The sequence below is a fragment of the Moritella sp. 36 genome, assembly GCF_018219415.1.
Lineage (GTDB): Bacteria > Pseudomonadota > Gammaproteobacteria > Enterobacterales > Moritellaceae > Moritella.
Window position 1 is genome coordinate 1251426 of the sequence record NZ_CP056120.1, and the last position, 15018, is coordinate 1266443.

Below are 15018 nucleotides of genomic sequence, written 5' to 3' on the forward strand. Positions count from 1 at the left end.
TTGTCTAAAGCTACTTATCAAAGCAAGCTAATGGAAAAGCTTGATGGATTTGTAGAACAAGGAACGTCGGATCAACTATTTGCGGCTGAATATTTGCATGGCCACGTCACTTTCGCAACAGCGAAGTGCGAAAATATAGGTAAAATCTATCCCCACGACATTAAATTTCAGGTCGTGAACAGTTTGCGAGATGCACTTGTTGCTAATGAGTTAACCCCTCAGAAACAAGAGCTGGTACTTAGCATGTGGGATGCGATCAATAAACATTGATATTCGATAACATGATTATTAATAGCTACCCTCGTTAATTTTGTACTATAAATTAATGTTGTTTGTCAGTTAAAGCCAGCGATTATATTGCTGGTTTTTTTTCGTCTGTTATTTGCCGTAATTAAGATTACATTTTTTAATAAAGTGCCAACTTGATATCCATTTAAATTTAATTTATTTGCTCTGATTAACGTTCAAGCCATACCTTAGTATGATCTAGGTCTGATAAATATAAATGTTTTTATAAAAATGAAACTTAATTTAAATATTAGTTTTCAACAATAATATTCTTTATTAACAGTGAATTACTTAAAGTCATAAAGTTAATGATACGAAATTCAGGATGGCAGTGAACCCCTATCGCTTGGCGTCTTATGTTGCACTTTTTACTTATTGTGATTATTAATGCTAAATCTTCAATTTAAACTTCCCATTTAATTCTGTTACGCCTGTTAGTTTGATGAATAACACTATCAGGTTCAATCTGGTTGTACCTGTTATTTTTTTGCGTTATAACTTTCCTGCACTCAAATCGAGACAGGTTGTCACCATCGGGTGCGTTATTTTGCGATAATTCAAAAATAAAGGATTAGATATGTTAAAAAAAACTCGGAATTTACTCCCTATCTTAGTTGGAGCCTTATGTTTCATCGTTGCACCTGTTCAAGCTGATAGCTCGGGTAAAACCAAATATCCGGTGGTATTAGTACATGGACTAGCGGGGTTTGATAGTGTGTTAGCAGATTATTTTTATGGTGTGAAGGGGGCGCTAGCAGATGTTGGCGCGACTGAAGTATATACACCACAAGTCAGTGGTTATGATACCAGTGAAGTACGTGGCGAACAGTTACTCAGTTATTTAGAGGAACTGAGTGCGATTACTGGCGCGGATAAATTTAACTTAATTGGTCACTCTCAAGGTGGGATTGATTCACGTTATGTTGCCTCTGTTCGACCAAGCCTTGTGGCTTCGGTTACTTCTGTGGGTTCTCCACATCGTGGTACAGGTACTGCCGATTTAATTAAAGACTCACCATTAGAAGGTCCAGCGATGGCCATTGGTAATGCTGTCGCAAGCTTGTTATCTATTGTAACTGGTAATAATGCTCAGCAAGCCAATGTGATGGGTTCACTCGAAGCCTTGAATTCTAAAGATGCGGCTATTTTCAATGCCAAATATCCTGAAGGTTTAAGACAAGGTGAGTGTAAAGTAACGCCAAGTGATAACGCTGGTTCGTGGTGGTGGCCAAATTGGGTTTATGATTACTCAGTCAATGACGGCGATCATAACGTGAATGGTGTTTCTTATTATTCATGGAGTGGGACATACAATCCACTATTCAACTCAAATGTAATTGACCTTGCTGATGGTTTACTTGCTGTTACCTATTTAACGATTGATGAAGCCAATGATGGGCTTGTAGGTCGTTGTTCGACACATTTAGGCAAAGTAATCCGTGATGATTATACCATGAACCATGCAGATGAAATCAATGGTATGTTTGGTCTACGTGGTTTAGGTAGTACAAGTCCATTACCGTTATATGCTGCACATGCTAAGCGTTTAACGAGCGCAGGCCTGTAGTCAACTTATCTTTAATAAAAGACTAAGCGCTGTAAATATATTGCAGTGCTTAGTTGCATAGGACGCTGTTATGTCATTAAAACCAAACGTACTTCTTGTCGTCACTATATTATCTTGTGGTATTGCCATTGTTGGTGGTAGCGCATTATTTCTATCGGAAGGTGATGCTAACTCGATTGCCATAGAGCCTGCCCCAACGTTAGAGCCTCATCAAGAGATTTATCCATTATCAACAGAGAAAATTAACGCGCTAGTTAATGTGACAAGAGATAGTTCGGCTCAGGAACTAGATTCTCAACCAGTACAAGTAATACCTTTGTTATTACCAAGCTCATTATTAGGTTCAACGCTACCATTAACACTTGATGTTAATGAGAGTGGGGAACTGATCATTAATCAAAAAATTCAGCATTTATTCGACTTTTACCTATCTGCTATGGGTGAGGAAAGTTTAGACATTATAGTTACACGCATTAAACACAGCCTTACATCGCAACTCGTTGAACCTGCACTGACACAAGGCGTGGAGATATTAACGGGTTATTTACAGTACCTTAATGAAGTTTCGGCAATTAAGCAGCAGTTTGAACAGAATATTGACCCAAATAATACGGGTGAGTATGCATTAGAAAATGTTGTTCAAGCCCGTGAAATGGTACTTGATGCCAGGGCGAGTTATCTTGATAGTGATGTGATTGATGCATTTTTTGGTCAAGCTGATGAGTACGAAGATTACATGTTAAGTCTGGCTATGATTAATAAAAACAATGAATTAGATACTGCCGAAAAGCAATTGGCAAAAGAAGAACTCGATGCTGCGGCACCTGAGTGGTTATTGGCGCAACAGCGTAATGCAAATCAACTAAACACATATCGAGATCAATATAAGACGCTGCAAGAACAAGGGGCGAGTCAGACTGAATTGCAAGACTTCACTCAACAGTCATTTTCACCCGAAGTGGCTGACCGATTAGCGAAGCTTGATGAAAAGCGTCAGCAGTGGCAAGTCAAGCTAGACGAATACAGAGAGCAACTTGCTGTAATTATTAGCGCTACTCATAATAACGACAATGATAGCGCTAGTGAGCAACAACAGCGGGAAATTACACAATTGCGGGAGGTTTACTTTACCCCCCAAGAAATTAAACGCGTTAGTGCATTAGATAGAATCAAGCCCACTGCGTTGTAATACCACCATAGAACGGCCTGATAATTGATAGTGATCATTTACATTCAGAGCGGCTAATTGAATCGAACTGGTATCACAAACACGATGCCAAATTGGCGGTACATTAGGCAGTTTAAAGTCGACTGGAGTATCGACTTGATTGAATAATAATAATAATTCATCGCCTTCAGTGCCTAGACCCAGATGTAACCCCATACAGGTTTGGTGCTCCCAGTCATGTTGTTGCATGGTACTACCATCACTGCAGTACCAATGAATACGGTGGCCATTACGGCCATCACCCGTAAACGCATTAATGAACGGTAGCATGTACTGCTTGCGTACTTTGATCATCTTGCTTAACCAATCTTGGAAATCTTGTTTTACCTCGTCCATGTCCCAGTTTAGCCAGCTGATCTCATTATCTTGGCAGTAGGAATTATTGTTCCCGTCTTGTGTATGAGAAACTGTATCAGCTGCTAATATATGTGGAATACCAAAACTAAACATTAACGTGGTGATCAGATTACGCTTTTGTTTTTCACGAAAAGCGATAACAGCTAAATTATTTGTTTTACCTTCAATACCGCAATTGTATGAGCGATTGTCACCATGACCATCGCGGTTGTTTTCACCGTTGGCGTTATTATGTTTATCGTTATAAGACACTAAATCTTGCAGAGTAAATCCATCATGATAAGCGATATAATTTACCGGGAGTTTGTGTGGCCAACGTCCACCACTAAAGAAGTGGCGAGAGCCCATGATCCGCGTCGCGAAATCTTTTAGATAACCGTTATCACCTCGCCAAAAACTTCGCACTGTATCACGGAATTTATCATTGCATTCATTCCAGCCATCTGGGAAATACCCTAGCTGATAACCGTCAGGACCAATGTCCCACGGCTCGGCGATAAGTTTTGTCGGTTGTAAAATAGGATCTTGCGCAACAGCGTGGAAAAATGGTGCTTGTTGATTGAAACGGTCGCCATTACGGCCAAGTGTCGCGGCTAAATCAAAACGGAAGCCATCAATATGATATTCAGTTACCCAATAACGTAGACTATCCATGACTAAATTAAGGCTGGCTTGGTGGGTTAGATCCAAGCTATTACCACAACCCGTGTAGTTTCTCAGGCCGTTTTCATCACGTAAATAATAACGGTGGTCCAAGGCTTTAAGATTGAATATCGGCCCATCTTTGCCACCTTCTGCGGTGTGGTTGAATACCACGTCCAAGATCACCTCGATGCCGTGTTTATGTAACTCTCTGATCACCGTTTTTAATTCGATTACAGCATCTTTGCTAGCAAAGCGAGGGTCTGGCGCCATAAAGGCTAGGGTGCTATAACCCCAATAATTGACACCTTGCTGGTTTAATAAGTGCGGTTCGTGCATACAAACTGCAACAGGTAATAGTTGTACGCTAGTGATACCTTGTTGTTTTAATAATGTGATATTGGCCGGGTCGGCGAGCGCTTGGTAAGTTCCAGGATCTGCTGAGGTAATAGCGGGGTTTAATTGAGTGAATCCTTTGATATGCGTTTCTAGCAATAATGTCTCTGCTAGGGGCACATCTGGCTGGGGGACACCTTGCCAATCAAACGCGTTGTCGATGACAATCGCTTTGGTTAGAAGCCAACTTTTTTCAGCATCATAAGGAGGCTGATAATAAGGCGCGTTGCTGACTGCTTTTGCATAAGGGTCGAGTAATAGCCAGTCTTTCCCGTCAATATTGGCTGAGAATCCATACTCTTGTCCCGCGGTGACACCTGGGATAAATATATGGTGAATATCCGCATATTTTTTTTCGATAGTGAAACTACGTTGTGTTTTGTCATTAAACAATACCAATTGCAAATTGCGGCAGTCTGGTGCGTATATTGCGAAGTTACAGCCTTGCTTTGTTAAAGTGTTGGCTGGTTGTAAGTGTGCACCAAGGGGATAAGGTTTTGACATAAATCACTCAGTTTGTTAGCTAGGTCACATTTATAGATTAGCTTTATCTTATGTAATTCAGGGTGTTAAAAGGAGCTTCTACACGAATAAACATGATCGAGTTAACATTATATTTTAACTTTCCGGTTAAAAAGATGTCAACGACCAATAAAAATGCCTGTGAGTTAAAACTTACAGGCATTTGAGTATGTAGGGATGAATTATTTTTGACTCATTAGCGCTTGTTATGTTGCGTAGCGATGTCTTTTTTCGTGATGAAGCCATCGCTATTAGTGTCTAATTTATCAAAGTATTGATTCATTTCCTCTTTTGAAATTTTACCGTCATTGTTGGTGTCTATTTTCTTGAACATCATGCCTTTATGATGTTTACCACGTTTTGGTCGCTCATCTTTGGTAATGAAGCCGTCACCATTTTTATCTAATTTATCAAAGTATTGATTCATTTCCTCTTTTGAAATTTTACCGTCATTGTTGGTGTCTATTTTCTTGAACATCATGCCTTTATGATGTTTACCACGTTTTGGTAGTTCATCTTTGGTAATGAAGCCGTCGCCATTTTTGTCTAACTTATCAAAGTATTGATTCATTTCCTCTTTTGAAATTTTACCGTCATTATTGGTGTCCATTTTTTTGAACATCATGCCTTTATGATGCTTACCACGTTTTGGTAGTTCATCTTTGGTAATGAAGCCGTCGCTATTTTTATCTAATTTATCAAAGTTCTTGGCTATACGACCGGTTGCTTCTTCACGGGAAATTTTACCATCGTTGTTGGTGTCCATTTGTTCAAAAGACAGATGATGACGCTGATTGTTATCGCTATTTGAATTTGCATAAGCAAACGTTGTGGTTGTCATCGCTGTTAATAAGGCGGCGGTAATAAAGAATGTTTTTTTCATCATAATCTCACTTTGTTGCTTGTTGTTAGTATTAAGCAGATTAACTCTGTGTGAGTTAATCTGTTGATGGGGTAACTATAAGCAACAAATGCGCAGGAATTATGGAGAAAATATGGAGATTAATCGTAATTTAAAAAAGTATGGATAATCACAAGGTAAACCTATAACCAACCCCATAAATTGATTTGATGTATTCACCGTCTGGATTTGCATCTTGTAGCTTTTTACGTAAATTTTTAATGTGGCTGTCAATGGTTCGATCGGTGACTAGGCGATTATCGGCATAAATTTTTTGCATGAGTTGGTCACGGTTAAATACTTGCCCTGGATGCTGATTAAAGAAACTCAGTAAGCGAAATTCCGCGGGCGTTAATGTTAACTCTTGCTCATTAAATGCGACTTTCATTTGTTGATCATTAATAACCAAGCCATTTTGTTGTGGTGTAGCAGCCTCTACAGTGCGACGTAATACATTTTTGATACGGGCTACTACTTCACGTGGACTATATGGTTTACAAATGTAATCGTCAGCGCCGAGTTCCAGTCCCAATAATCTGTCTATTTCATCCACACGAGCAGTTGCCATAACGACTGGGACTTGACTAAAAGTACGCAATTCACGATAAATATCTAAACCGTCACGATTCGGTAGCATCAAATCAAGGATCAGTAGGTCAGGATTTTCTTGCTTCACCCAGTCAATAACCTCGAGGCCGTTATCAATGATGTGGGTTTGAAATCCTGCTTGGGCTAGGTATTCACATAATACGATAGCAAGGGAAGGTTCATCTTCAACCATAAGTATTTTTTTTGCTAAGTTGGTCATGGGTTAATTGTCCTTAATCGGAAGTGATATCGCTATTTTTAAGCCGCCAAGTTCGGAATGCTGTGCACTGATATGACCGTTATGCCTTTTGACGATGTTTTCACAAATGGATAAACCTAAGCCGGAACCGCCATTGGCACGACTGCGGGATTTATCAACGCGGTACAAGCGTTCAAATAGCTTTGGTAATGCTGCGTCAGGTACAGCGGGTGCACTATCTTCAATGGTTAATAATATGTTGTCGTTGATTTGTTGTAAGTTGATTTGTATGTGCCCATTTTGATCTGTGTAGCGATAGCTGTTTTCGAGTAGGTTACCGATAAGCTGAGCCAATGATTTGGCATCGGCATGTAATAACATGGGTTGATGGTGATCGTATAAACTTTGTATTGCAATATGCTTGTCAGCTAAACGTACTTCGTTTTGATTGGCTATATTGTTAATGATATTAGTGATATCGACATTGTGTGATTTATCGATAAGGACGCCAGTGTCAGACTGTGATAGTGAATATAAATCATCCACTAGACGGGTTAGGGCAATGACTTGATTATGTAATGACTTAATATATTTAGGTTCCGGTTTACGGAGTCCGTCTTCAATGGCTTCTATTTCACTGAGTAAGACGGCAATCGGTGTTCGCAGTTCATGAGAAATATCGGCGAGCCATTGTTCTCGCGATAATTTCTGAGTCTTTAAAGTGGTGGTCAATAAATTAAATGCGAGTGATAGTTCGGCGAGTTCATCTTTACCGCGCACGTCAATTTGATAATCAAAATTACCATTAGACAGTGATTTAGCTGCCGAGTGTAAATTTTTTAACGGTTTTAAAAAATGACGAACTAATAACGCAGCAACGATAAAGGAAAATAAAGCGGCCCAAGCGGCAATCCAATAAAAGTTGTCCAGTTGTTGCCTTAAAAAACGTTCGGCTAAATGACCTTTAATGTGTTCTCTTTGTTGAATAGATAACCAACCAATGGTTTGCTTATCTTTGGTGACCGCAACCTTAGTAATTTGTATATTTGAATGTAAACGATGAAAATTCTTAGGGTCGCCGATAATCGTGTTGCCATTTACATCGAGCAAATGAAGGCGAACTTCAAGTTGGTTGTAATTTGTTCTGGTTTTTCTGGATGTCATTTTAGAGACGTCTTTTGGTCTGCTGGGATGCTCACCAATGCTCCTTAATAGTCTTCTCCATAATTGGGGCTGCTGCTGTAGCCTGCGCCAGCCTTGGTCCTCTGAATAATAATCATTGATATTCTCAGATATATTTTCAGCCATATTTTCAATGCGTTCAATTTCGCTCTGATTCAGATAACTTTGAAAACCATTTTGAAAGCTATTGTTAATCAACAATGCCATGCCAATCATCATAATTGAGCTAATGAGCATTAAAGAGATAAACAATTTATGAAAAATGGTTAAACGCATTTAAGTGACCTTTGAATGAATAAATCTATTTCATTATATGTGGTTGTGACTGATTATGGAAAATTAAATAGTAGGTTGGGACAGAGGAGACTGTTTTTCGTTATCTAAGCTGAAATGAATTTTGGCGATAAATAAAAACCACCACCAATTAATATTGTGTGGTGGTTTTTGCTGGAGCATTACTTTTGGAGTTAAATTAACGTGCTGTTAGCACCGCTATAGTATTGCAACTTCAATAGGCGTCTCTTGTATTGTTTCCTCATAATAGCTGGTTGTGTCTTCCTGGGTTAAGTTAATCACCTCGATTAATAATTTATGTTGATGACTTAGCAGGTAGATTGAACCTGAATATGCACAGTTTTCTGAATACACTTGCAGGACTCTGCTGCCGTTTTTAGGGGCGAATTTATGCCCTGAGGCTTTATTATATTGTGTGTATATATTGATATGACAAGCGCTACCACCCTGTGATGTTATCGTTAATTGCTGCGATTTAGCTGCAGTGAATTTTTGTGTTATTGGTGCCACTATATCCTGTAATTTGAGGTCATCATTCTCGGTGGAAATGAAACCATCATCGTCAGAGAGTAACTCTAGTTTAGGACCATCGACTGCAGGAGTGGCAACATTCCCTGTGGGAGTACTTACATTTCCCGTTGGAGTGTCACTTCCACTATCACTACAAGCAGAAATAAAGGCAATATTACAAATAATCAGTGTTTTAATAAATTTCATGATCTGTTCCTAATCGACGATTTTATGGAAATCGGGGTTATCAAACCAAAACTCGTTATTGACGCCATCACTGATGATATAGTTATTGAACTCAGGATAGGCGCAAGAAATATCTGTTTCTTCGAGTGGTGCTTTCCATTCTGTATTACCAATCTCAGTAGCCCAAGGTAAATTGGTTGAGGTTCTGAATGTGGTAGTCGGTGGATTTGAGTCATCATCACCAAGTCCGAAGTAAGCACTGTTACCTAAATCCGTGAGAGGTTTATCTGGTAAATGAATCTCTAAATCACGTCCAATTTGCCCACTAAAGAAATCATTTCTGGAACTATTTTCGGCCCCAAATATAAAGGGGTTCAGTGGCATTGCTGGCATGCTAGCAACATCAATTGGACTATTTAATGGGATATTGATTTCGAATGTAAAGATACTCGTGTTGCCCATACAAGCAGGTTCGGTATTAAAGTAGAACTCTCCACAAGTGGAAGTGAATTCTGTTTTTAAGTTATCAGAAATAACAACGACAGCATCAGTCTGGCCCGCTTCTAAAACACCATCGGTAGACGCTGATACAGAGTTAAAACTGACTCGTAATAAGTCTTGATCAACATTACTACGTAGTATTCCGGGTAAGTGGACTGCAAAACCGTTGGAATATGAGGCACCATAATTGACAAGTTCACCTTCTATATCGATACGAGATACTTCACCGTTTTTAACGGTCTGCACTACTCGATAAAAAATAACGACATCGTTAAAATCATAGTCACCTTGTTCTGGCCAGCGATCTTCGTAAGCCAGAGTTACATACTCACCTTCACCTGGGTAATAAATACTGGTGGTATTACCATCTGCAATGGCAACCGGATAATCTTCGACTTCACCATTTGTGTAACCACCACCACTGGTTATATTATCTTGATCTCCGACACGGAATCGCGCCCACGTATTACCGATTACTGCGGTTGCTGGTACGGTGAAAGCGAGATTATGTGAATCTGAATCTAACTGCAAACTATTAAATACATGCTCGTCGGCATCATCAAAGTCGCCATCTTGATTCCAATCAAACCAACCATTGAAATAGGCACTTGCTTGACTACCATTGATCGTTGCATTGATTTGAGCATCTAGACCTGTAATAAGTGAGGTTTGAAATAGAATACCATCTTCATCTGCAAGGTTATCTGCATCATCTGTACTGGGTGCTACGTTAGCATCACCTTCAGCATCAACAAGGTCACCAAGTATATAGTTGTTGTAGTCAATAAGATGCCTTGCACCATTTACCGCTAAGCTTGTTCCATATGATTCGGGGGCATCACCATAATCTGTACTCGTTGATACAACGGCTGCTTCTGAACAACGAGCGCCGTCATTACTGTTACTTGCTGAGGCTTTAGCAAAATACACGGATGCGCCAGTAATATTGTCTGGATCTGTAATGTCAGTCCGGTAAATATTACCGTCATTATTACGAAGGAAATAGAGATAACCAGCAGAGTCGAAATAAGCTGCACCAAATGCGCTACGCGGGGATTTAAATCCTGTGTAGGCTACATTGGTTGCAACACCTGTTGTTGGGTCAATACGGTATAAGTTACCCGTTCTACCTTCTACTCCGTATATCTTTCCATCGATAGGGTGGAATGCAAAGTCAGCAATTCGAATGCTTTTATTCGACCCCACTACTTTTGTCAATGTGAGGTAGTCAGGTGCACTACTGTCTAGATTCGTGTAATAAAGGCCAAGGTAGCGGCGATAGAAGTAGAACTTGTTATCTTTTATATCCCCCACAAAAAAGTTATTGTTTGGTGGATTAGTAAAGTTTAAAACGGTTGCTTTAAAATCGCTATCAAATTTGACTATTGCTAGTTGATGACGGTCAAAACCATAGATATATTTATCTGTGTTATTGAAGGCAATCGCATTAATCGAATCAGAGCCCAAGCCATCATCGGTTTGTAGCGTTGTGATTAAACCTGAACTCAGGTCTACAGATTTATAATGTGTTTTTCCATGTTTGTATTGGGATAAAAATGCTTCAGTCGGGCAACTAGCAAAAGGCGCCGAGATAGCATTTAAGCTATAAAGGCAGGTAGACATTAATAATAGTGTCTTGTACTGACATGTTTTCATAAGCAGTCCCTTGATTGCGAAGTATTAAAGTAAATATCATTGGTACTGTTGTTATCGCATATCTCGTGCCATCTTTTTTGTACTTTAAAAACATAGATTTATTTTTTTGTTGTTTTTTATTTGTTAAATTAATCGCATTTTAAGAATTGATTTTCGCAAAATGCAATTTTAATTCGCAGTTTGCAAAGAACATAGTTGCTTTGTTAATTTGTTAATTTGTGAATTTGTTAATTTATTAATTATTCAGTTTGCAGCTTAGATCACATTCATTAAATGAGTTGCATTTTATGTAACTCAGAGCGCTAATATAGCGATTTAGACGATTAAACATGATCCAGTTAACAGTGTCTTTTATGTGATGATTTTAAAATCATGTAAATACGCCCTGCTTTGGTGATCTCCCTCATAAAAATAGGCCACTTATTTTTTTCTCAGCCTTTTTCATCCTCCTTAAATTAACGAGAGGTGGAGGAGGTCAGTTATTTGAAAATTCTTTAGTATGAATTTGTCTTCTGAGCCAATCCTATCCTGGTCACGGCTCGAAAAATGAAACCAAACTCATTCAAGGATTTAGATTATATGAAAAACTTAAATCGTGTTGCGATTGCTGTATCAGCAGCCTTACTTTCTTCTGCAGCTGGCGCTGTTGATTTTAATGGCTACATGCGAGCTGGTACTGGTATTAGTGGTAATAATGGCGAAAATATTAGTTTTGAAAAAAACAAAATTGGTCGTTTAGGTAATGAAAATGATCTTTATGCTGAGTTTGGTTTCCGTCAAGAGTTACCAGAAATAACCGGAATGGAAGAGCAAACTTGGATTGTTGACGCAATGATCGCGCAGGGCAATTTGGGTAATAATGGTTGGGAAGACGGTGACTTCAACGTGGCTCAATTTAACGTACAAGCGACGGGACTGATTGCGAGCGATAAAGAAGCAACGATGTGGGCGGGTAAACGCTATTACCAACGTAAAGATATTCATATTACTGATTTTTACTACTTAAATACCTCTGCGGGTGCTGGTGGCGGTATTGAAAACTTAACTGTAGGTCCTGGTAAATTGTCTGCAGCTTGGATGCTCGATGAAGGTAGCCAAAAAAGTTCGAATGGCTTATCTCAAGACCACTCATGGTCTAATGATTCTAAGGTAAATGGTAATATTTTTGATGTTCGTTATTCTGGCCTTGAATTATGGAGTGGTGCAAATTTAGAAGTCGCTGCGATTTATAATTTTGCCAATAAAAAAGCAGAACAAACTCTAGAGGCTGATGATGGCGTGATGTTAACGGCTATTTTACAGCAGGGCTTAAGCAACGGTTTTAACCAAACTGTATTGCAATATGGCACCAGTTCTTATGGTGCTCAAATGTCTGATTTAGGCAGTGGTGCTTGGTTTGACCGTTCAGGAAAACAAAACGATGCGACGGGTTACCGCGTGATTAACTGGGGTGTGGTTAGTTTTGGCGATAAGATCGAAGTGGGTCACCAATTAATGTATGCAAACTCTACTGATGTAGGCTTGGTCAAAGAAGAACATGAACTGCTCAGTGCTGTGGTACGTCCGATGTACAAATGGAATCAGAACATGAAAACCATTTTGGAATTAGGTGTGTTCTCTGAATCACAAGGTTCTACAGATAAAGGTGGCAGTAAAGCAACCATTGCACAAGCATGGTCAATGGGGGAAGGTTTCTGGGCTCGACCTGAATTGCGCGTATTCGCGTCATACATCACAGATGATGAAGGGACGACCTTGGGATCAAGTAAAGGCGATAGCGACTATACTATAGGTATGCAAGTTGAAGCTTGGTTCTAATACCTCGCGTATAGCTGGCATAAGTAGAAAGCAAGATAGTTAAAAAGGGGACGTATTTTTGTTTGCAGCAAAAACCCCGAATTATAAGAATGCCTGACAGTGAAAGCTGTTAGGCATTTCTTTGTCATATTGATGTCATGATATGAAGAACAACGTGTTGTAAAACGAGCCTCGTCGTCCTTTAAAACGTTTGCCGTTTACGGTAAGCACTCAGTTTTAATATTTTTCCGCTGCTGGTGAGTTACTTTAATTTGAAGTAACAGATCGAACTGATTAGCTCCTTGCTAAGACCTGATAGTGAAGATGCTGAAGTCATGGATACTTGGGCGCGAGTCGTGTTTTCCTCGGTGACTTGATTGACATCGTTAACATTGGTCTGGATCTCATCAAGTGTGTTAGTTTGCAGTAATGACGCGGCCGATGTCTCTTTGGCAATGTCTTTAATTTGGTTAACGGACATATTAATTTCATCTATCACGTTGCCAGCATTCGATACATGCTCCACACTTTCCAGTGATTTGGTATGACTGTTATTGATGGTTGATACGGCGGCAAGGGTACTCTTCTTAAGCGTTTCCAGTGTTAATTGGATTTCAGCGGTAGCATCTTGAGTCCGTTTCGCTAAATTTCTGACTTCATCAGCAACTACTGCAAAGCCACGACCTTGCTCACCAGCACGAGCCGCTTCAATGGCTGCATTTAACGCCAGGAGGTTGGTTTGTTCGGCAATGCTTTTGATGACCTCAAGAATACTGGTAATGCTGTCGGCTTCGGTATCCAGTTGCTGAATGGCAGAGACTGAATTTTCAATTTCGCCTGCTAAATTTTCAATAGACGCAATGGTTTCATTGACGATTGTTTTCCCTTTTTTGGCCGATTCAATCGCATTATCTGATTTATTCAGTGCGTCATCTGCATGTTCAGACACTTGTGTTGAAACGGAATAAAGCGCGTCGACGGAACTAGAAAGCTTGGTCATTTGTGAATGCTGGAATTCTGCTTCATTAATCCTTTGCTTGTTGTCACTGAGCAGGCCATCGGTCGACTCGTTTAAATTGTTAGCGAGTAACGTGACAGACTTAAAAACATTATTCAGGTTGTCAGTCATGCTGAATACCGATCTTTTTATTTCACTAATTTCGTCCAAATCGTCTCCAGTTTCGAGCGTTCGACTAAGGTCACCCTTGGCGAGGCAATGTGTCACTGACACAATGGATTGTAAATCTCTCTTCAGTTTTCGAAGCATTAAGAAGGACATAATAATAACGATAAAGAAGATGCTGATTGCTAGAATCGTCGATTGAATAACAATTTTATTTTGAGCTGTAATAATTTTTTCTGACCGTATGCTGACTAATTCGTCATGCATCAGATTGATAGCTTCAATGGTTTCAACAACTGGTGGAAAAGCGAGGTTAGCCGCCTTCTCTGCTTTTTTTCGGACGACGAACGTTGCCTTGGTTAGCCAAACATTGGTTAATGTTGCTAGTGATGAATTAAGGTGTTCTGCTCGCTCTACAAGTTGGTCCCGAGTATAAAATACGCCGTCGTCCTGACTGAGTTTCAGTACCGAATTCCATTCACTTTCAAGCGTGGTGTCCGCAGTCAATAAACTGGCTACGTAATCTTTAATCAGCGTTTCAACTTTAGTGGTGGCTTCTTCTAGCTGTGCTTGTTCCACTGCTCTTGCTGAGAACTTCATGCCCATATTTTCTGAAAATTCATAGGCTTTTAGAATGTCTTTCCATTTATTGTTAATGTTTGAATAAAATTGCCTAATTTCAGAATCTAAGACGATGTTTTCAACCACGGCTCGACTATTGACGATGAGATTGACAGAAATAAACAGCAATGAACACAGTAAAACAATGACAAGGCTTGATATTTTAAATGATAGCGTTAAGTTTTTAAATAAATTCAAGCTAAGTACCTGCTGTCTAATAAATTCTGTTGAAAAGGTGATTGAGGCATAAGTTTTTGATAAACATTTCAGTTTGCATAAACTTTATAAACCATGTGTCACGGAAGGGTAAATAGAAGTGCTTTCACCATAATTGCTTGGTTGAATAATACTTTCACCCATTTATTTTACATTTATACAACATATTGCCAACATTTGTTATTACCCTTTGGAAGTATCTGTTTTTGTTCGCTGGTTTATCTGAACGTCACTCACACTTTTC

At 39.4% G+C, this 15018-nt stretch carries 11 protein-coding genes; 4 read left to right on the forward strand and 7 right to left on the reverse strand.

Annotated features, from left to right (window positions below):
- From HWV03_RS05770 to HWV03_RS05780, 3 genes are all read left to right on the forward strand, one after another.
- Positions 1-270: a YfcL family protein gene (locus tag HWV03_RS05770; RefSeq protein ID WP_198438012.1), complete on the forward strand. Its 270-nt coding sequence runs from the start codon at positions 1-3 to the stop codon at positions 268-270.
- A 595-nt stretch (positions 271-865) separates the two neighbouring features.
- Positions 866-1855: an esterase/lipase family protein gene (locus tag HWV03_RS05775; protein WP_211678890.1), complete on the forward strand. Its 990-nt coding sequence runs from the start codon at positions 866-868 to the stop codon at positions 1853-1855.
- A gap of 70 nt (positions 1856-1925) precedes the next feature.
- Positions 1926-3044, forward strand: a complete 1119-nt coding sequence (locus tag HWV03_RS05780; protein WP_211678891.1) for a lipase secretion chaperone — start codon at positions 1926-1928, stop codon at positions 3042-3044.
- Here the strand turns inward: HWV03_RS05780 and glgX are convergent.
- From glgX to HWV03_RS05810, 6 genes are all read right to left on the reverse strand, one after another.
- Positions 3015-4982, reverse strand: a complete 1968-nt coding sequence (gene glgX, locus HWV03_RS05785) for a glycogen debranching protein GlgX (RefSeq protein WP_211678892.1) — start codon at positions 4980-4982, stop codon at positions 3015-3017. The two genes, HWV03_RS05780 and glgX, sit on opposite strands and share 30 nt — an antisense overlap.
- Before the next feature lie 214 nt (positions 4983-5196).
- The gene (locus HWV03_RS05790; protein ID WP_211678893.1) at positions 5197-5886 is read right to left on the reverse strand and encodes an EF-hand domain-containing protein; all 690 of its coding nucleotides are present in this window, start codon (positions 5884-5886) and stop codon (positions 5197-5199) included.
- A 145-nt stretch (positions 5887-6031) separates the two neighbouring features.
- Positions 6032-6709, reverse strand: a complete 678-nt coding sequence (locus HWV03_RS05795) for a response regulator (RefSeq protein WP_211678894.1) — start codon at positions 6707-6709, stop codon at positions 6032-6034.
- A 3-nt stretch (positions 6710-6712) separates the two neighbouring features.
- Complete coding sequence (locus HWV03_RS05800) at positions 6713-8146, reverse strand: ATP-binding protein (protein WP_211674494.1); 1434 nt, start codon at positions 8144-8146, stop codon at positions 6713-6715.
- Positions 8147-8362: 216 nt separating this feature from the next.
- Complete coding sequence (locus tag HWV03_RS05805) at positions 8363-8881, reverse strand: hypothetical protein (protein WP_211678895.1); 519 nt, start codon at positions 8879-8881, stop codon at positions 8363-8365.
- A gap of 9 nt (positions 8882-8890) precedes the next feature.
- On the reverse strand, positions 8891-11017 hold the full coding sequence (locus tag HWV03_RS05810) for an LruC domain-containing protein (protein ID WP_255547089.1): 2127 nt from the start codon (positions 11015-11017) through the stop codon (positions 8891-8893).
- Positions 11018-11596: 579 nt separating this feature from the next.
- Between HWV03_RS05810 and lamB the strand changes: the two genes are divergently transcribed.
- Positions 11597-12835 carry a maltoporin LamB gene (gene lamB / locus HWV03_RS05815; RefSeq protein WP_211678896.1) on the forward strand — a complete coding sequence of 413 codons (1239 nt, stop codon included), beginning with the start codon at positions 11597-11599 and terminating at the stop codon, positions 12833-12835.
- A gap of 241 nt (positions 12836-13076) precedes the next feature.
- Here lamB and HWV03_RS05820 read toward each other — a convergent pair whose 3' ends face one another.
- Positions 13077-14756: a methyl-accepting chemotaxis protein gene (locus tag HWV03_RS05820; RefSeq protein ID WP_211678897.1), complete on the reverse strand. Its 1680-nt coding sequence runs from the start codon at positions 14754-14756 to the stop codon at positions 13077-13079.
- Positions 14757-15018 lie beyond the last annotated feature (262 nt).